At 68.7% G+C, this 19,528-nt stretch carries 14 protein-coding genes; 8 read left to right on the top strand and 6 right to left on the bottom strand.

Going from position 1 to position 19,528, the window contains the following annotated elements; all coding sequences use genetic code 11:
* Nucleotides 1-9 precede the first annotated feature (9 nt).
* Nucleotides 10-603: a TetR/AcrR family transcriptional regulator gene (locus ACTWPT_RS30480; protein WP_443180920.1), complete on the top strand. Its 594-nt coding sequence runs from the start codon at nt 10-12 to the stop codon at nt 601-603.
* 354 nt (nt 604-957) lie between these two features.
* Here the strand turns inward: ACTWPT_RS30480 and ACTWPT_RS30475 are convergent, their stop codons facing one another.
* Complete coding sequence (locus ACTWPT_RS30475; protein WP_443180919.1) at nt 958-2,013, bottom strand: LacI family DNA-binding transcriptional regulator; 1,056 nt, start codon at nt 2,011-2,013, stop codon at nt 958-960.
* Between the two features lie 326 nt (nt 2,014-2,339).
* Here ACTWPT_RS30475 and ACTWPT_RS30470 point away from each other — a divergent pair, with 326 nt between their 5' ends.
* The 6 genes from ACTWPT_RS30470 (at nt 2,340) to ACTWPT_RS30445 (ending at nt 12,672) form a co-directional block, all read left to right on the top strand.
* Nucleotides 2,340-4,490 carry an alpha-galactosidase gene (locus ACTWPT_RS30470; RefSeq protein ID WP_443180930.1) on the top strand — a complete coding sequence of 717 codons (2,151 nt, stop codon included), beginning with the start codon at nt 2,340-2,342 and terminating at the stop codon, nt 4,488-4,490.
* Nucleotides 4,487-5,422: a carbohydrate ABC transporter permease gene (locus ACTWPT_RS30465; RefSeq protein WP_443180918.1), complete on the top strand. Its 936-nt coding sequence runs from the start codon at nt 4,487-4,489 to the stop codon at nt 5,420-5,422. Before ACTWPT_RS30470 ends, ACTWPT_RS30465 begins: the two co-directional genes overlap by 4 nt.
* Before the next feature lie 64 nt (nt 5,423-5,486).
* Nucleotides 5,487-6,356, top strand: coding sequence for a carbohydrate ABC transporter permease (locus tag ACTWPT_RS30460; protein WP_443180917.1), 870 nt, complete (start codon nt 5,487-5,489; stop codon nt 6,354-6,356).
* Between the two features lie 47 nt (nt 6,357-6,403).
* The gene (locus ACTWPT_RS30455) at nt 6,404-7,765 is read left to right on the top strand and encodes an ABC transporter substrate-binding protein (RefSeq protein ID WP_443180916.1); all 1,362 of its coding nucleotides are present in this window, start codon (nt 6,404-6,406) and stop codon (nt 7,763-7,765) included.
* 132 nt (nt 7,766-7,897) lie between these two features.
* Nucleotides 7,898-10,618, top strand: coding sequence for a CBM35 domain-containing protein (locus tag ACTWPT_RS30450; RefSeq protein ID WP_443180915.1), 2,721 nt, complete (start codon nt 7,898-7,900; stop codon nt 10,616-10,618).
* A gap of 320 nt (nt 10,619-10,938) precedes the next feature.
* The gene (locus ACTWPT_RS30445) at nt 10,939-12,672 is read left to right on the top strand and encodes a ricin-type beta-trefoil lectin domain protein (RefSeq protein WP_443180914.1); all 1,734 of its coding nucleotides are present in this window, start codon (nt 10,939-10,941) and stop codon (nt 12,670-12,672) included.
* A 39-nt stretch (nt 12,673-12,711) separates the two neighbouring features.
* On the opposite strand, the gene ACTWPT_RS30440 is transcribed toward ACTWPT_RS30445, so the two are convergent.
* The 5 genes from ACTWPT_RS30440 to ACTWPT_RS30420 form a co-directional block, all read right to left on the bottom strand.
* Entirely contained in the window at nt 12,712-13,773 is a 1,062-nt protein-coding gene (locus tag ACTWPT_RS30440; RefSeq protein WP_443180913.1) for a LacI family DNA-binding transcriptional regulator, read from the bottom strand.
* 67 nt (nt 13,774-13,840) lie between these two features.
* A complete protein-coding gene (locus tag ACTWPT_RS30435) occupies nt 13,841-15,025 on the bottom strand; it encodes a glycoside hydrolase family 68 protein (protein ID WP_443180912.1) in 1,185 nt (394 codons plus the stop codon).
* 154 nt (nt 15,026-15,179) lie between these two features.
* Nucleotides 15,180-16,004: a carbohydrate ABC transporter permease gene (locus tag ACTWPT_RS30430; protein ID WP_443180911.1), complete on the bottom strand. Its 825-nt coding sequence runs from the start codon at nt 16,002-16,004 to the stop codon at nt 15,180-15,182.
* Entirely contained in the window at nt 16,001-16,927 is a 927-nt protein-coding gene (locus ACTWPT_RS30425) for a carbohydrate ABC transporter permease (RefSeq protein ID WP_443180910.1), read from the bottom strand. The genes ACTWPT_RS30430 and ACTWPT_RS30425 overlap by 4 nt, the downstream gene beginning before the upstream one ends.
* An 8-nt stretch (nt 16,928-16,935) precedes the next feature.
* Nucleotides 16,936-18,297, bottom strand: coding sequence for an ABC transporter substrate-binding protein (locus tag ACTWPT_RS30420; protein WP_443180909.1), 1,362 nt, complete (start codon nt 18,295-18,297; stop codon nt 16,936-16,938).
* Nucleotides 18,298-18,444: 147 nt separating this feature from the next.
* Between ACTWPT_RS30420 and ACTWPT_RS30415 the strand changes: the two genes are divergently transcribed.
* Nucleotides 18,445-19,518 carry a LacI family DNA-binding transcriptional regulator gene (locus tag ACTWPT_RS30415; protein ID WP_443180908.1) on the top strand — a complete coding sequence of 358 codons (1,074 nt, stop codon included), beginning with the start codon at nt 18,445-18,447 and terminating at the stop codon, nt 19,516-19,518.
* The last annotated feature ends 10 nt before the right edge of the window (nt 19,519-19,528 follow it).

Below are 19,528 nucleotides of genomic sequence, written 5' to 3'. Positions count from 1 at the left end.
GGGACCGCCATGCCGAAGGTCGTCGACCACGACCAACGCCGAGTGGAGCTCATCGAAGCCGCCTGGCGCACCATCGCCCGCACCGGATGGGACTCGGCCACCATGGCCGCCATCGCCGCCGAAGCCGGCTTCTCCAACGGAGCGCTCAAACCGTACTTCGCGACCAAGGACGACCTGCTGGCCGCCGCCTTCGACCACATCTACGTCCAGACCGGCCGCCGCATGGCCGCCGCCACCGCCGGCAAACACGGCCTGACGGCCCTGCGGGCCTACTGCCAGGAGATCCTGCCACTGGATGAAACAACCCTGGACGAGGCCCGCGTCGTCATCCCCTTCTGGCACAAAGCTCTCGCAAGTCCCCGCCTGGCCGCACGACACGAGCACGCCATGCGCGAGTGGCGCGAACAACTCCGGCGCTATCTCACCGAAGCCCGCGACGCCGGAGAGGTCCGCACTCCCATCCCCGACGACCACACCATCGGGCACCTGCTCACCGCGCTGCTCGGCGCGCAGATCACCGCGACCCTCATGCCCGCACTGGAGACCGCCCAGACCCTAACCGCACAGCTCGACAGTTTCCTCACCCTGCTCACGCTTCCTTGACGTACCGCTCCTGGCCCGCACACACGCGGCGCTGGGCATCTGCGCAAGATGGAGCCGCCCGTCCGCCGACGCTCCGTGGCTGAGGTCGTGAACGGCCGCTCCGAGGTCTCACCGGAGACCCGGGCCGCCGTGGAGGACCTCATCCGCCGGCACGGCTACGGCGGCCGTCAAGGGGCGGACACCGCCGCCTCCGGCACAAACAATGAAAGGTTCAAAGCACGTTCTCCGGCAACCGCAAGCACATGGAGATCGGGTGGTAACTTTCGAGACCGAATGAAAAGTGCAGCTCACGGCTATCCGGCCCCGCGACCGCCGAGAACGGCATGAAGGGGCAGGTCACCGGCCCTCCGGGCGCTAAGCGCTGCCGCCGGGAAATATCTCGGTCGGTATCACGACTCCGGGGCGGCCGGTAGGTCCGGCGTCGATCTCGGCCTGGCACCGATCGATCAACTCGCCGGCGACCCTCTCCAGCGGTATGCGCACGCTCGTGATGGTCGGCTCGGTGATCAGGCCCATCGCTCCGCCGTCGAAGCCGGTGACCGCGATGTCGCGGCCCGCGCGCAGGCCGAGGGAATGACAGACGTTGACCACGACGGCGGCGATGGAGTCGCTGCCGGTGACGATCGCGTCAGGCTTGCGCCGCCGGTTCAACACGCGGCGCACATACTGGCGAATCTCATCGTCAGAGCCCTGGAAGATGTCACCACTCGCCGTGCTCAGCCCATGGCGGTCGAGACCGCGCTCGAAGCCCTGGAGCCGTTCGCGTTTCCAGTACTCCTCCCCCTCGGCCCCGATGTAGGCGAACCGGCCGTACCCCTTGCCGACCAGGTGGTCCATCAACATGATCATTCCGTCGGCGTTGTCGATGTCGACCCACTGCTGGGGCAGGTCGGGGGCGAGACGGCCGAACGACACGAAGGGCAGTCCGCTGTTCGCCAGCAGCCGGACGCGGGGATCGTCCACCTGCGACTCCGAGATGATCAGCGCATCGACGTTGCCTCGCGCGATCAGCTCGTTGAACACGAGCAACGGGTCCTCGTCGGTGTGCGTGAACACCAGAATTTGATACCCCCGCCGGGCGGCCGCCTTGATCAACGCCTGGAGGAAGCTGAGGGTGAAGCCTTTCACCCTGTCCAGTTCCTCGCCGGACATGTGGTAGCCGATCTGCATGCTGCGCCGGGAGCGGAGGGTCTGGGCAGCGCGGTTCGGCTGGTACGAAAGCGTTTCCATCGCCGCCATCACGCGAGCATGCGTCTGCGCGGAAAAGTAGGCCTTGCGGCCGTTCAGCACGTTGGAAACCGTCTGCCGCGACACGCCGGCGAGCTTGGCGACATCCTCGATGCTGGGGCGGCGGCCTGAGCGGCGATCGTTCGCGCCGGCCATCTTCCCCCGATCGACTGCGTCTGACATTCGCATCACTCATCGTGCTGCCGGCGCCCTGCCCAACGATCCCGGACTGTAGCACGCACCGCAGGCCCTCGAAGAGGCCGCGGCGACCGATGGAACCGCGGACGACACCTTGACGTAATCCCGGCGACATGTCAGTCTCAGGCCGACATTGAACGATCCATGTGACCAGTCTCACTCCACTCTTTCCCATTGGGACCTTGCAGCCGGGGCGGCGGACGCGCTCGGCGGATGACGCACGGCATCATTCGGACGAGAAGGACGTAAGTGTGGCAATCACGGAGACCGTCGCCGACGCGGGCGACCCTCACACCGGCGGAAACGACGGCATCGCGGCGCGGCCGGACGGGCGCGGGATCGACGGCTTCGTCCACCTCCAGGCGTCCGGAGCCGGCCTGGTGCTCGACTGCCGCGGCACCCGGCTGCCGAGCGTGCTGCACTGGGGACGCGCGCTGCCGCATGCGACCGACGCGGACCTGGCGGCCCTGGCACTGGCCTCGCTGCCTGCGACAGTGCCCAACTCGCTCGACACGCCTGCTCAGGTGGCGATGATGCCGGAGCTCGCGTCGGGATGGTTCGGCCTGCCCGGTCTCGTGGGGAACCGCGAAGGACGGGACTGGTCACCGCTGTTCGAGACCGAGCACGTCGCTCTCCGCGACCGCGGCGGCGAGGGCGGCGAGGTCGTGGTCCTGGCCTCGGACACCGGTTGCGGGCTGTCGCTGGAGCTCCGCCTCGACCTGACGGCCGGCGGCGTACTGCGCATGCGTGCCGCATTACGCAACACCGCTGCCGGGTGGTACACACTCGACGGCCTGGTGCTCACCCTGCCAGTACCGGCGGAGGCGACCGAATTGCTGGACTTCACCGGCCGCTGGAGCCGGGAGCGATCCCCGCAGCGACGCGCGTTCTCCGCCAGCGCTCATGTACGCGACGGGCGACGCGGGCGCACCGGTTCGGACGCGTCGTTCGTCCTCGTGGCCGGCGAGAAGGGGTTCGGGTTCAGGTCCGGCCAGGTGTGGGGCGTCCACGTCGGATGGAGCGGCAACCACCGGACGTATGCCGAGCGGCTGCCCACCGGCGAGTCGGTCATCGGAGGCGGCGAGCTGCTGCGCAGCGGCGAGGTCCGGCTCGCGCCCGGCGCGTCGTACGAGACGCCATGGGTCTACGCGGTGCACGGCGACGGCCTCGACGAGCTGGCCGGCCGCTTCCATCACCACGTACGCCGGAGCCGGCCGCAGGGACGCGGCGGACCGCGTCCGGTGGTCGTCAACACCTGGGAGGCCGTCTACTTCGACCACGACCTGGGCCGACTCAAGGCGCTGGTCGACGCGGCCGCCGACGTCGGAGCCGAGCGCTTCGTACTCGACGACGGATGGTTCCGGGGGCGGCGCGACGACCGGGCCGGGCTGGGCGACTGGTTCGTCGACGAGGAGCGCTGGCCGGAGGGGCTGCACCCGCTCGCCGAGCACGTACGGGCGCGCGGCATGGACTTCGGCCTGTGGGTCGAGCCCGAGATGGTCAATCCGGACTCGGACCTGGCCCGCGCGCATCCCGACTGGATCATGGCGACCGCGGGCCGACGGCCTCCGCCGGTCCGTCACCAGCAGGCTCTCGACCTGCGCCGGAAGGATGCCTACGGGTACATCCTGGAGCGGCTGGACGCGCTCGTGGGCGAGTACCGGATCGCGTTCCTGAAATGGGACCACAACCGCGACCTCATCGACGCGGACGCCCACGAGCAGACCAAGGCCGTCTACCGTCTCATGGACGAGCTGCGGGCGCGCCATCCAGGTCTGGAGATCGAGTCGTGCTCGTCGGGCGGCGCCCGGGTGGACCTCGGCATTCTCGAGCGCATCGACCGTGTCTGGGCCAGCGACTGCATCGACGGCATAGAACGGCAGGCCATCCAGCGCTGGACGGCGTTGCTCCTGCCGCCGGAGCTGATCGGCTCGCATGTGGGGTCGGCGGGCTCACACACCACGGGCCGGACGCAGAGCCTGGCGCTGCGGGCCGGCACGGCGCTGTTCGGCCACTTCGGCATCGAGTGGGACCTGACCGCGGCCACCGAAGGCGAACGCGCGGAGTTGCGGCGGTGGGTGGGGCTCTACAAGCGGATGCGCGGCTGGTTGCACCGTGGTGCCGTGGTGCGGGCCGATCATCCCGATCCGGCGTTGTGGCTGCACGGCATCGTGTCCGAGGACCGGGATCAGGCGCTGTTCGCGGTGGTGGCGATGGCCACCGGCGCGCGTACCCAGCCCGGACGGGTCCGCATTCCCGGGCTCGATCCGCACCGGCGTTACCACGTCCGTCCGCTGGCGCCGGGCGACAAGCCGGGTACGACGGCGCTGACCCCGAACCCCTGGCTGGCCGCGGGCGTCGTGGTCACCGGCCAGGTGCTGGCGGAAGTCGGGCTGTCCGCCCCGCCGCTGCATCCCGAACAACTTCTCCTGCTGCACGTCACGAAGGCAGCACCGTCATGAGTGCCATCATCGAACGGCGGCGCGCCGTCTCGTCCCCGCAGCGCGGCACGCCGGCGCGGCGGCGGCGCTCGGGCGACCTGCGCGTCGCCATGATCTTCCTTCTTCCCGCGACCGTCGGATTCGTCGGGTTCTACCTCTGGCCGACGCTGCGGACCATGTACCTCAGCTTCACCGAGTACAGCCTGCTCGCCCCGCCGGAGTGGGCCGGTCTCGACAATTACCGGCGCCTGCTGCAGGACCGTCAGTTCTGGAACTCGCTGCGGGTAACGGTCGAGTACGTCGTCATCAACATCGGGGTGCAGACGATCGTCGCTCTCGGCCTGGCCGTGCTGATGCACCGGCTGACCCGCTCCGGGCTGATCCGGGGGGTGCTGCTGCTGCCGTACCTGGTCGCCAACGTGGTGGTCGCGCTGATCTGGTACACGATGCTCGACGCCCAGCTCGGCATCGTGAACCAGGCGCTGGAGTGGGTCGGCCTCGATCCGGTCGCCTTCTTCGGCGAGCAGTCCACGGCGATCCCGGCCATCGCGCTGATCAACGTCTGGCGGCACATGGGCTACACCGCGCTGTTGCTCTTCGCCGGCCTCCAGGCCATCCCGAAGACCGTGTACGAGGCGGCGGCGACCGACGGCGCCTCGGAGCCGAGGATCTTCCGGAGCATCACCCTGCCGCTGCTGCGCCCGGCCCTGGCGCTGGTGCTGGTCCTGACCGTGATCGGATCATTCCAGATCTTCGACACGGTCGCCGTCACGACCAAGGGCGGACCGGTCAACGCCACCCGGGTGATCTACTACTACATCTACGAGCTGGCGTTCCAGCGCTTCACCTTCGGTTACGCGGCCGCCATCTGCGTCGCCCTCTTCGCGATTCTCGCGAGCCTCGCGCTGATGCAGCTCAAGCTGCTGAGGGCCGACCAGACGGATCTGGATTGAGAGGCGAGCGATGAGCCACGCACTGAGACGGCGCGCAGCCTCCTCGCCGGCGGGACGGCGGCGAGTGAGCGGTCAGCGGATGGCGGCCTGGGCGATCCTCGTGGTGTTCGTCCTGATCACGCTGCTGCCGTTCTACTGGATGCTGCGCATCTCGCTGTCCGACAACCGGACGCTGGCCGCGAACGCCGCTTCGCTGGTGCCGGCGGACTTCACGCTCGGCGCGTTCAAGCGGGTCCTGGGCATCGCGACGCTGGCGGAGGCCAGGGCCGAGGGCGGCTCCGGCGCGTCGATCAACTTCTGGCGGTATCTGGGCAACTCGGTGCTCACCTCTACCGTCATCACGGTCTGCCAGGTGTTCTTCAGCGCCATGGCCGCGTACGCGTTCGCCCGGCTGCGGTGGCCCGGACGGGAGAAGGTCTTCTTCGTCTTCCTCACCGCGCTGATGGTCCCGCCGATCTTCACCGCGTTGCCCAACTTCGTGACCGTCAAGCAGCTCGGGCTGCTCAACACGTATGCGGGGATCGTGCTGCCGTACCTGTTCATGACGCCGTTCGCGGTGTTCTTCCTGCGGCAGTTCTTCCTCACGATCAGCAGGGAGGTGGAGGAGGCGGCGATCGTGGACGGGGCGGGCCACGCGCGCATCTTCTTCCGGTTGATCGTGCCGATGAGCTGGGCGCCGATCGCCACCATCTCCCTGCTCGTCTATATCGGAGCCTGGAACGAGTACTTCTGGCCCCTGCTCGTGGGACAGGAGGACGACGTGCGGGTGCTCACCGTGGCACTGGGCATCTTCCGTTCGCAGACTCCGCAGGCCGGACCGGATTGGGCCGGGCTCATGGCCGCGACCCTCCTCGCCGCGTTGCCGGTCATCGCGCTCTTCACCGTTTTCGGACGATGGATAGTCAATTCCATCCAGTTCTCCGGAATCAAATGACCGACCCCTGATCCACCACAACCCCCACCGTAACGAGGAGATCTGGTATGAGACGGATGACGCGTCTCACCGCCGTCGCCATGATGGTGCCGCTGGCCCTGGCTGGGTGCGGCAGCGACGGCGACGGTACCGGCGGCGACAACGCCGGCACCGGGAAGACCGAAATCAGCTATTGGCTGTGGGACTCCAACCAGTTACCGGCCTACCAGGCCTGCGCCGACGCGTTCCACGCCGCCAACCCTGACCTCACCGTGAAGATCTCACAGGTGGGCTGGGCCGACTACTGGACGAGCCTCACGACAAACCTCGTGTCGGGCACCGCGCCGGACGTCTTCACCAACCACCTGAACTACTACCCCGAGTTCGCCGCCAAACAGCAGATCCTGCCGCTGGACGACTTCATCGCGGCCGACGGCACGAAGACCGACGCCTACACCCCCGGCCTCGGTGACCTGTGGGTGTCGAAGGAGGGCAAGCGGTACGGCCTGCCGAAGGACTTCGACACGGTCGCGATCTTCTACAACAAGAAGATGCTCGCCGACGCCGGCATCACCGAGAACCAGATGAAGAAGCTCACCTGGAACCCCACCGACGGCGGCGACTACGAGAAGATCATCGCCAGGCTCACCGTTGACAAGAACGGCAAGCGCGGCGACGAGCCGGGCTTCGACAAGTCCAAGGTCGAGGTCTACGGCCTGGGCCTCGACGAGAACAACGGCGCCGGTGTCGGCCAGCAGATGTGGAGCATGTACGCGTTGTCCACGGGCTGGCAGTTCACGGACAAGAACCCGTGGGGCACCCGGTTCCAGTACGACGACCCGCGCTTCCAGCAGGCGATCGCCTGGTTCCGCGGCCTGATCGACAAGGGCTACATGCCGAGCCTGGCCATCGCCAGGTCCGGCACCAGCGTCAACGACGGCTTCGGCGCCGGCAAGTACGCGCTGTCCACCAACGGCTCCTGGATGATCAACACGTACTACGGCTATGACAAGGTCCAGGTGGGCACCGCGCCGACGCCTGCCGGCCCCTCCGGAAAACGCGCGAGCGTCTTCAACGGCCTGGCGGACTCCATCTACGCCGGCACCAAGCACAAGGATCAGGCGTGGAAATGGGTCAAGTACCTGGCCTCCGCCGACTGCCAGAAGAAGGTCGGAGAGCAGGCGGTCGTCTTCCCCGCGATCCCTGAGGCGCTCACCGTCGCCGAGCAGAAGTTCAAGGACAAAGGCATCGACATCAGCGCCTTCACCGTGCAGATCCACGAGAAGACGACGTCGCTGTTCCCGATCACCGACCACGCCAGCGAGATCACCGCGATCATGGGCCCCGCGATAGACGCGGTGCTTAGCTTCGAGGCGGAGCCGTCCTCGCTCACCAAGGCGAACGACGAGGTCAACGCCCTGTTCCAGTAATCGGCGTTCCAGTAATCGGCCGGCAACCCCGCACCACCGATTCCCTCCCCCCACATCGGCCAGCAGTCGGAGAGCTGGAGGAGCAGCATGCCCACATTAGGATCTTGGCGAGCACGACGAGCGTCGGCCGCCATGACCACCGCGCTCACCGCCGCCATCGCCGCGGTCTTGGCGCCCATTCCCGCCCGTGCCGAAGACCCCGCGGCCCAGCGACTCGTCGTCGACCTCGGCGAGCGAACCGGCGCGTTCCGCGGCGCCGCCAGCGGAGCCTTGTACGGGCTGAGTGACGAAGGCGTGCCCAGCGACAACACGCTGGAACCGCTGCGACTGACCACCGTCAACCAGAAGCCGCCCGCCGGCGCCCAGCATCCCAACGGTGACGCGCTGGTGGTGGCGGCCCCGTTCTTCCGCAACGGCGGCCAGTACATCCAGATCAACGTCCAGGACATGTACGCCCAATGGACGTACGAGAACGTCGGCGGAGTGATCCCCTGCAACCAGGTCTGCTTCGACAACTACATGCAGAAATTGGCCTGGGTCGTCGACCAGGTCTCGAAGAGCCCGTACGCCGACCGCATCGTCTACGTGCCGTTCAACGAGCCGGACGGCATCTGGTACAACACGGGGACCGGCAACGCCGCCCAGTACCAGACGCGCATGAACGCGCTCATGAACCACTGGAAGGCCGCCGTCGAGTACATCCGCGAGCACCACAAGGGCGCGCGGGTCATGGGCACGAACGACGCCGTGTTCCGGGCCCGCAACTACGGCGACTTCCTCACCTTCGCCCGCGACAACGACGTGCTGCCCGACTTCGTGTCGTGGCACCAGCTCGACTCCAGCGGGCTGAACCCCCAGCACGCCAACTACTTCCGCACCAACTACCAGACCTACCGCGCCCTCGAGCGGGAGCGGGGCATCGACCCCATCCCCATCAACATCAACGAGTACGGCGGCAACCGCGACCTGACCGTGCCCGGACAGCTCGTGCAGTACGTCTCGATGTTCGAGGAAGCCAAGGTCGACGCGGGCGGCAAGGCGTACTGGACCGCGGCCGGGCTGCTCGGCGGGGACGTGGTCGAAACCAACAAGCCCGGCGGCGGCTGGTGGTTCTACAAGATGTACGCCGACATGGCCGGCGGTGACACCGTCAAGGTCACTCCCCCTGCCGCGACCACCATCGACAAGCTCGAGGCCATCGCCTCCATCGACGACCGCCGACGGCAGGCCCGCATCGTGGCCGGCGGCGGCACGGCGACCGACTTCGACGTCGTGATCAACGACATCGACGAGAAGCTGTTCGGCGAGAAGGTCAACGTGACCCTGGCGGCGACCATGTGGAGCGGCCAGAACTCCGACGCCCCGCCGCCGGTCGTGCTGCTCGACAAGGACTTCACCCCGGAGAACGGCTCGCTGGTGATCCCGGTCCGGGGGCTCGGCGTGAACGGCAGCGGCGGCCCGAACATCGACCTGATGTCGGCGTACGAGATCGTGCTGTCGCCCGGCGGCGCCGGCACCCGTGAGCCCGTGCGGCTGCCCTGGCGCGGCTCGTACGAGGCGGAGCTCGCCACGATCACGGCGGGAACGATCAGCACGTTCGGGACGCCGTCGAACTGGAACGCGGCCGCCACCTCCGGCACACGCCACGTCGGCGCTCTCACGCAGAACGACAGCGCGGTGACGTTCGGCGTCGACGTGCCGAAGGCCGGCGCGTACAAGCTGAGCATCCTGTACGGCAACCAGACCGGTCAGCCGGCCCAACAGGTGCTCACGGTCAACGGCGGCGCAGCGCGGTTCGTCGACTACCAGGCCACGCTCAACTTCCAGTGGCGGACCCGCAAGGACGTCGTGGTCCAGCTCGAAGCGGGCGCGAACCAGATCCGCCTGGCCAAGTCCCACCCCGAGCTGGGCACCGCCGCCGGCCAGGCGACGCTGGACCGCATCGACCTGGAACCGGCCCTCACCGGCCCGGCCACCCGCCACTACGAGGCCGAGCGGTCGCAGACCAAGGGCGAGGTGGCCTACGAGTACGACCAGCCGAAGCAGTCGCAGGCGGGCTTCCTCACCCTCAAGCGCGGCGGCGAGGCCATGTTCACCGTGTACGCAGAGGAGGATGGGTACTACGACCTCGAATTCCGGCACAACAGCCCCGGCAGGCCCGGGTCGGTCACCGCGGACATCGGGCTCGACCGGCGTGCGGTCAAGGGCGCGGTGCTCCGCGCCGCCCCGGGCGGCGGCGCCTACTGGACGACCGACCGGCATCGGATGTTCCTGTCGGCAGGCGTCAACCGGGTGACGGTGGAGCCCACCGGGCCTGCGCCGGTACGCCTCGACCGGGTGAGCGTGACCCAGGCGACTTCCGGGCCGCGGCCGGTGCAGTCGATCGAGGCCGAGTCCGCCACCCGGTCCGGTTCGGCCGCGGTGGGGAACCATGGCCACGCCTCCGGCGGCAAGTACGTCGAGCAGATCGGGCAGGGGCCGCAGAACCGGCTGGCCCTGCAGGTCGACGTGGACAAGGCGGGTGATTACCTGCTCGTCGTGCACTACGCCAACGACGAGCGGAAGACCGGCCACGTCTACAACGCCGACATCATCTCGCGGCCCATCGACATCTCCGTCAACGACGGCGACTCGACCCGGTACTGGTTCAAGAACACCTGGTCGTGGGGCAACTGGTGGGCTCGCGGCGTGCCTGTGTCCCTGAAGGCCGGCACGAACACGATCATCCTGTACAACGATCCCGCCAAGGGCGCGAAGGCACCGGGATGCCCTGCGCCCTGCATCTCCGAGCTCGACAGCCAGTGGGCGCCCAGCCTCGACAAGTTCGACATCGCGCCCGTCAGGGTCGGCTGACGGGAGCTGCGCCCGCTCCCGTTCCTCGGGAGCGGGCGCTGCCGATCACACGACGGTGCAGGCTGCGGGGACCAGGTCCCCGCTCCCCCGGCACGAGCCGTTGCTTTCGTTTTCGACCAGGGATGCGGTCGCGATGACCGCCGACGAGCCGCGATGAAACGTTCACCGAGCCTTGACATGAGCCAGATGCGGCCTTAAATCGTGGTGTTACCGGTAACATCCTCCGCTGGATCGGCTCTGACCAGTTCCGCCCCCGATGCCGCCTGACGCGGAGAACGCGCTCATCCGCGCCGGTGTCTCCCACCCCCAGGAGAAGGAACATGCAGCAGACACCCGCCCTCTTACCCGGCCCCGCCCGCCGTCCGTGGCGCTCGACGGCGACCGCGGCCACGCGTGTCGCGATGGTGTTCGCCATCGTGCTGGCCACCCTGACGACCGCCGTCCTGACCTCGGCCACACCGGCGTCAGCAGCGGCGGCACCGCTGGTCAGCGCCGCGTCAGGACGCTGCCTGGACGTCAAGGGCAACACCGACGTCCTCGGCACCGCCCTCGACATCTGGGACTGCAACGGCCAGCCCAACCAGGCCTTCGAATTCACCGCCGCCGGCGAACTGCGCACCATGAACGGCACCCGGTGCGTCGACGCCTACAACAACCAGACTTCGCCCGGCACACCTGCGATCATCTGGACCTGCAACGGCCAGAACAACCAGAAGTGGCGCCACAACGCCGACGGATCCATCACCGGCGCCCAATCCGGCCTCTGCCTCGACGTCAACGCGGCAGGCAGCGCCAACGGCACCGCCGTCATCCTGTGGACCTGCAACGGCCAGAGCAACCAGAGATGGAGCACCACTCCCGGCGGTGGTGGCAGCACTCTTGTCGTCGACGCGGCCACCGCCATACGGCCGGTCACCCGGGTGGGATCGGGAACGCTGTACGGGCTGACCGACGAGACCACGCCATCCGTGTCGATCATGCAGCCGCTGAAGCTGCACCAGGTGCGGCAACCGCCGCCGCTGCACGAACACCGGCCCAACGGCTCCCCCGTCCCGGTCGGCGACACGCTGGACATCGCCGCCAACGCCAAGGCCGTCGGCGCCGTCATCACCGTTGACATGGCCGACAGTTTCGACTGCTTCCCGTACTGCTGGACCAACTGGAACGACTGGTACAGCCGCATCGACAAGATGATCGCCGCGGTCAAGGCGCGTCCGGAGATCACCAACATCGACGCCTGGGAGCCGTGGAACGAGCCGGACTGGACCTGGCCCTCGGCGGCGGGTGTCTCGTTCAACGAGGGGTGGGTCCGCACGTACCGGCGGATCCGGCAGAGCGAGCCGAACACGGCCATCATGGGGCCGAGCTACTCCCACTGGGACGTCAACTGGATGCGGTCCTTCCTGAACAACGCCAAGGCGACCAACACAGTGCCTCAGGTGGTGTCGTGGCATGAGCTGAGCGGGTGGCAGCAGGTCGCCGGCAACATCCGGGCCTATCGAGCGCTTGAGCGCGAGCTCGGCATCGGGCCGCTCCCCATCTCGATCAACGAGTACGCCCAGCCTGCCGAGATCGACGTGCCCAGCAGCGCGAACCACTACGTGGCGCAATTCGAGCGCGAGGGAGTCCGCGACGCGGAGCGGGCGTTCTGGTACGAGTGGGGAACGCTCAACGGCCTGCTCCACAACGGCGGGCCGACCGCGTCGTACTGGATGTACAAGTGGTACGCCGACCAGACCGGGAACATCGTGAAGGTGACTCCGACCACCTCCAACGACGGCGTGGCCGCCTACGACACGGGCAGCAGGACGTTCAGCGTGGTCTTCGGAGGCCAGTCGGGCAACAACTCGATCCGCGTGGACGGGATCGGCGGGCTGGGGTCATCGGTCACCGCCACGCTCGAGTCCGTGCCCGGCACCGGTCGCACCACCAACGTGTCCGGCCCGACGAGGGTGTGGTCGAACGCCTACCCGGTCACCAACGGGAGCGTCACCGTCCCCATCGCGAACCAGAACGCGAGCGGCGCCTACCGCCTGCTCCTCACACCAGGCTGAGCGGCACGCGCCTGCCGTCGGCAGCCCGCTGAGGGCTGATCAGGCAGGCGCGGGACCGCTGCTCTCCCGCAGGATGAGCTCAGGCTCGCGCCACGTGGGAACAGCCGGGGCCGTCTTCGGCTCCAGCCTGCGGTACAGCTGGCCGAAGCAGGCGCGGCCCAATCCCTCGAAGTCGAGCCGGATGGTGGTGAGCGACGGGTTGAGGTAGGCCGCGGGCGGGGAGTCGTCGAAGCCCACCACGCTGAGGTCGCCGGGGATGTCCCGCCCGGCCTCGCGTGCGGCGCGCATGACCCCCAGCGCGAGGTCGTCGTTGCCGCACAGGACGGCGGTCACCGACCGGTCCGCCAGCACGGAGCGTACCGCGAGGTAGCCGGAGCGGGGGGTCCAGCCGCCCTGAAGCGGCTCGGGGAGGGGACGGCCGGCGGCCCGCAGCGCGTCCTGCCACCCCTTGGTCCGCTGAGGAACCGGACTGGTGGAGGAGGGAATGGCCACATAGTGGACGGTCCGGTGCCCCATACTCAGCAGGTGACGGGTCGCGTGCGCGGCCGCGACCCGATCGTCCAGCCACACCTGCCACGAATCGGTGTCCGCACCGCCGCCCACGCCGTCGTCCGAGCGGCGTTCGACGGCGGCGGCCACCGGCACGTCCGGCGGCAGCGAGCGGAGCGCGCACACGCCCGCCTCGTCGAAGGCGATCACCATGACCGGCTCACCGGGCCGGTTGAGCCGCAGCGCGATGTCCATATGGAGGGAGTCCCTCTTGAGCACGCTGATGCCCACCGAGAAGCCGGCCGTCCTGGCCGCCTCCTCCATGCCGCGCAGCGTGGCGGCCGCGCCGTACAGGGTGGTGTCGGAGGTCAGCACGGTGACGGAGCGGACCGGGCCACCGGCGAGCGCCTGGGCGAGCCGGTTCGGACGGTAGCCGAGCTCGGCGATGACCCGCAGGACCTTGGCCCGGGTCGACTCGCTGACCCGGGCCTTGCCGTTGATGACACGGGAGACGGTCTGCTGGGAGACCCCGGCCACCCGTGCGACGTCCCAGATGCTGGCGGACCGGTCGGGAGGGACGTCCTGCGGAGGTGTGTGACCGGTAACTTCCATGGTTCAGAGCGTACTTGACGGCCTCATGGTCGATCTTCTTCGCCGTCGGTCAGCGCCATCGGGCGGCTCACGGACGTCGTCCCGTCAGGGGCCCGCTGCGGTGTTCCGCCGGCTCTTCCGGGGTGCGGATGACAGACGTGGTCATCCCGTCCAGGGTGAGCTTGAGCGTCGGCGCGAGGGTGCCGCCGAAGTTGGCCCGGGCCCGCGCGGCCGTCGCCTGCCGGACCTCGACGCCCTGCTCTGACCGGTAGTTGGCGAAGCTCACCACGTGCAGGTCGGGCAGGACCAGCCAGGCGTAGGCCTGATCCGGTTCGGCGCGGGGGTTCTGGATCACGAGCCCGGACCCGTTGAGCGGCTCGTACGGTCCCGTCAGGCTGGGTGCGGCGAAGCCGTAGAGCCCGGTGGGCGCGCGCTCGGCCGGATGGAAGGTGTGGCGCTGGGTGGAGAAGAAGAGGTAGTACCACGATCGATGAACGACGATGTGCGGCCGTTCGAGCTCGTGGTTGATGCCCTCGGCCACGATGAGGGGCGGCAGCAGGGACCAGGCGCCGGCCCGCGGCTCGGCCAGGGCGACCGCACCGGTGAAGCGGTCGTCCCAGGCGGTGGACGCGGCGACGAGCAGGTACTCGCGCCCGTCCGCCGGGTCGCGGAACCAGCCGGGGTCGCGGAATGCCCTGATGTTTCCCGGTGACCCGTTGGCCTCCTCGGCCGGCAGGTACCTCCGGCCGTCCGAGCGGAGGACCTCCCGGTGTTCGGCGTCCCTGCGCAGCAGGATCCGGCCGCCGTCGGCGATCAGGGCGGGGCGGGTCTCGACGACGCGCTGCCGGAACGTCGGGCGGGCTTCGCCCCGCCGTCCGGCGGCCGTGTAGAACACCGACACGGTGCCGTCGGGCCGGCGGACCGCCGATCCCGACCACTCGCGGCTGCCCGGGGACGCTCCGTCGGCGAAGGCGTGCCCCAGGTCCCTCCACCACCCGTCGCCGTCTCTGCCGAGCAGGCGGATGCGGGCCAGGTCGTGGCGCTCCTCGGGGTGGCCGACAGCGGGAGCCGACAGCGCCATCCACAGTTCGTGGCCGTCGATCAAGGTTGTCGAGCCGTCCTCCTCCTGGATCGGCCACAGGTCCCAGAGATCGTGCTCCGGCAGGATCCGCGGTACGGCCGTGGGGTCGATGACGGGCGCCGTGGTCGCGCTGCTTTCGACGAGCAGATCAAGGTGCCGGCGGCTCCAGCGCGCCGGTCGGCCACCGCTCACGCGGCGCCCTGCCCGCGGGGGCGACCGCCCGCGAGCCTCTGGAGCATGCCGGATCTCGTCGCCGATCTCCGCGCAGCGCCTACTCGTCCTCCTGGAGCCATGAACGACCTCTGCTTTCACTCGTGGGTGTGAGGTGCGACATCCTGTGGTGTCGTCAGCCCTTCAAGGAGCCCTGGAGCAGGGCCTTGACGAAGTGGCGCTGGAAGAGGAGGAATATCGCGAGCGTGGGGGCAAGGATCAGCAGCGATCCGGCGCACAGCAGCGGGATGTCGGTCCCCCACTGGCCCTGGAAGGCGCCCAGGGCGCCGGACATCGTGCGTTTGGTGGGGTCGTCGACCAGGACGATCGCCAGCAGGAACTGGTTCCAGGTCCACAGGAACAGCAGGATGCCCAGGGACGAGATCGCCGGCATGGCCAGGGGGACGTGGATGCGCCGGAACAACTGCCACACGTTGGCGCCGTCCATCCGCGCGCTCTCGGACAGCTCCCCGGGCATGTTGACGAAGTGAGCGCGCATCCAGAAGACGGAGAACGGCATGAACAGGCCGATGAGCGGCAGGATGATCGCCCAGCGGGTGTTCAACAATCCCATGTCGCGGACCTGGTAGTACAGCGGCGTGATGATGCCCTCGAACGGGAGGGTCAGGCCGAGCACGAACAGCAGGAAGATCACGCGGCCGCCGATCACGCGCAAGTGGCCGACGGCGAAGCCGGCCATCGTGCCCAGCAGGATCGAGATCGGCACCACGCCCAGGACGATGAGGACGCTCGACTTCAGCAGCTCGCCCATGTTCGCGGCCTGGAAGGCTTGGAGGAAGTTGCCCCACTGCGGATCGCTCGGCCAGGCCAGCCCCGGCGGGTAGGTGCCCGAGGGATGCAGGGCGGTGACGAACAGGCTGAGGAACGGCAGGATCGTGACCGCCATCATGAGGATGAGCAGCAGCCTGCCGGTCCAGGCTTCACGCCGGCCGGTGATCATCGGTTGCCGTCCTTTGCGAACCACTGGATGGGAAGGGCGCAGGCGATCACGAGCACCATGAGCACCACGGCCAGGGCCGAGGCCGTGCCCACCTCGCGTTCGGAGAAGGCCAGGTAGTAGATCTGCAGGCCGGGCACCATGGTCGTGTTGCCGGGACCGCCCTGGGTGGAGATGTAGATGATGTCGAAGCTGGCCAGGGCCGCGATCACGGTCACGGTTACGCAGACCGCGATCTCCTGCCGCAGGCTGGGGACCGTGATGGAGACGAACTCCCGCCACGCTCCGGCACCGTCGAGCCGGGCGGCCTCGTACAGCGCCGGATCGATCTTGCTCATGCCCGCGAGGAGCAGCAGCGTGCACAGGCCGAGGAGCACCCAGGCGCCGATCATGCCGACCGCCGGCAGGGCGGTGGAGAAGTCGCCCAGCCAGGCCCGGGTCACCCCGCCGAGGCCGACCAGTGCGAGCAGCTGGTTGATCACTCCAGTGGACGCCAGCAGCCAACTCCACGCGATGCCGGCGGCCACCAGCGGGATGACCTGCGGCAGGAACAGCACGGTCCGTGCCACGAGGGCGAGCCGGCTCTGGGCGATGCGCCTGATCGTGGCGGCGATCGCCAGGCCCAGCACGACCGGGATCGCGCTGAAGAACACGATCAGCTGGAAGGCGTTGACCAGCGAGTCGAAAAGGTCGGGGTCGGTGAAGACCTTGCCGTAGTTGGCCGGCCCCACCCAGGTGGACGGGCCGATGCCGTCCCATTCGTACAGCGAGTACTGGAACGTCAGGACGATCGGGCGCAGGACGAAGACCGCGTAGAAGGCGAGCGCCGGGGCGACGAACAGCCAGCCGACCAAGCCGCGCGTACTGCGCAGCTTGGTCGCGGCCGGCCGCCGGTGCGCCGACCGGGTGCCAACAGGCCGGGCCATCAACTCGCTCAGTTCCCTTCGAGCTGGCCTGCGTAGTCGGCCTGGACCGTCTTCAGCAGCTCTTGCGGCGTCTGCTGCCCGGCCACCAGCTTCTGCAGGTTCGGGGTCCAGCTCTTGGCGTAGATGGCGCCGGTGGCGTTGGCGATGAAGTCCATCGCACCGTTGTCCTTGGCGATGTCCGCCCCGGCAGCCAGCGTGCTCGCGGTGACCTTGTCCGATGCCACGGCCGGCATGTAGGCGTCGGCCGGTCCCATCGGACGTGATCCGCCGACCTCGACGCCGATCTCGCGGGCTCGCTTGTCGGTGGCCACCCAGTTGAGGAAGAAGGCGGCGCAGTCGGCATTCTTGGCGTTCGCGGCGATCCCGAAGGTGAGGGGCGCCGACATGGCGGCCAGCTTGCCGCCCTGCTGAGCGGGCGGCATCAGATAGAAGCCGACGTTGCCCGCCATCTGCTTGTCGAGGTTGCCCGACTCCCAGTCGCCGTTGAACATGAACAGGCCCTTGCCGTCGATGAAGCGGCTCATCATGGTCGCGTAGTCGACCGCGTTGACGTCCTTCTGGAAATGGCCGGCCTTGATCCACTTCTCCAGGTGCTGGGCGGCCTGCAGGTTCGACGGGGTGTCGATGGTGGCGCCGGGCTTCTGGAAGATCCAGTCGTTGATGGGCCCGGCAGGCCCATAGGAGGCCATGAGGTTCTGCAGCGGGAACGCCAGGCCGCCGGTGGCGCCGCCGTTGAACTGCAGGATGGGCGTGATGCCCGCGTTCTTGGCCTTGTCCAGCACTTGGTCGAGCTCCGCCAGCGTGGTGGGCGGCGCGGACATCCCGATCTGGGCGGCGAGCTTCTTGTTGTAGAAGACGCCGGTCATGCTGGAGTTGAGGCCCAGGGCGTACAGGGATCCCTCGCCGCGCGGGCGTCCGCCCGGGCCCAGGCGCAGCTGCTCGAGTTGCGAGGCCGGCCATTTGTCCCAGCCGAAGGCCTGCGCGTAGCCGTCGAGGTTCTTCAGCAGATTGTCCTTGACCAGCTCGGAGACCTGCGGCAGGCGCATCAGGTCGGGCGGGTTGTCCGCCAGTGTGCGCGGGGCGTTCTGCGTGATGACCGCGAACTGGTCCTCGCGGATGTTCCACGTGACGTTCGGATGTTGCTTGGTGAACTCGGTGGTCAGCGCCTTGGGCAGCGGGAAGCCGGTCTCGAAGTAGCCGTTCATGGTGATCGGCGCCGTGCCGCAGGTGGGCGCCGCGGACTGCGATGATGCGCTGGTGGCCGCGGGCTGCGGGCTGTTGCTGCCGGGAGCCGCGCAGGCGGCGGCCAGCGTCCCCATGGCGATCACAAGCGCGGCCCCGGACCTGCCGGGGCGGACTCGACGAGCCATGTGCATCTCCTCTGCTGCTTGGGACAATCGGCACCGGGCTGATGTCCCGCCTCCGTTGCTAAATCGGGTTAGCGCCCGATAGTCTCACCACGCGCGTCGTACGATGTCAACCCCCCGTAACACACATTTCGCGATCGGAGGTTCTGGGTGAGCCCACGACGGGTCACGCTGGCCGACGTAGCCAAGGCTGCCGGTGTCTCTCGCACGACCGCCTCGCTGGTGTTGTCCGGCCGCGGCCGTGAGCTGCGCATCTCTCAGGACGTCGAGCAGCGGGTGCTGCGAGCCGCCGACGAGTTGCAGTACCGACCCAACATCGTCTCCGTGGGCCTGCGCACGGGCACCAGCCGGACGATCGGCTTCGTCTCCGACACCGTCGCCACCTCACGGCTGGCCGGTGACATGATCAAGGGAGCCCTCGAGGCCGCCCGTGACCGCGGATTCATGCTGTTCATCGGCGAGACCGAGGGCGACGCCGAACTCGAACGTCTCCTGCTCCAGGCCATGCACGACCGGCAGGTGGACGGGCTCATCCTGGCCTCGATGTTCACCAGGACCATCAAGGTCCCCAAGGCCATCACAGCCGCGCCCGCCGTGCTGCTCAACGCGCTCCCCAAGCAGCCCACCCCCCTGCCCGCCATCCTCCCCGACGAGGTCGAGGCCGGCCGCCGTGCGGCCCGCGTCCTCCTCGACGCCGGCCACCGCGACGACATCTACCTGATCGGCGCCGGTCCGGGCCTGCGCAACGTGCCCTCGGAGAGCCTCGCGGCGGTGGAACGGCTCGTCGGCATCCGTGAGGCGCTCGGCGAGGCGGGAGTCAAGGTGGCGGGCGCTCGCACCTGCCCCGACTGGCAGCCGGAGTACGGCCTCGACGCGACACGCGACCTCCTGGGGACCGCCCGGCCACGTGCGCTGATCTGTTTCAACGACCGGATCGCCATGGGCGCCTACCAGGCACTCGACGAGGCCGGGCTCAAGGTCCCCGGCGACGTGTCCGTCGTCTCCTTCGACGACCACCCCATCGCCTCATGGATCCGGCCCAAGCTGACCACCGTGGCACTCCCCCATTACGAACTCGGCCGCAAGGCCGTCGACGTGCTGTTCACCGAGATCGGCCGCGACCACGCAGACCCGGATCGGCTGGGCGAGGTGCACCGGGTGCCGATGCCTCTGCGCAGCCGCGACTCCATCGCGCCGCCACCCGCCGCGGAATCCGCCGGCTGAACGCCACCGG

This window comes from Nonomuraea sp. 3N208, assembly GCF_052245935.1.
Taxonomy (GTDB): Bacteria; Actinomycetota; Actinomycetes; order Streptosporangiales; family Streptosporangiaceae; genus Nonomuraea.
The sequence above is the reverse complement of the archived record's forward strand: the minus strand, read 5'-3'. Positions and strand labels throughout refer to the sequence as shown.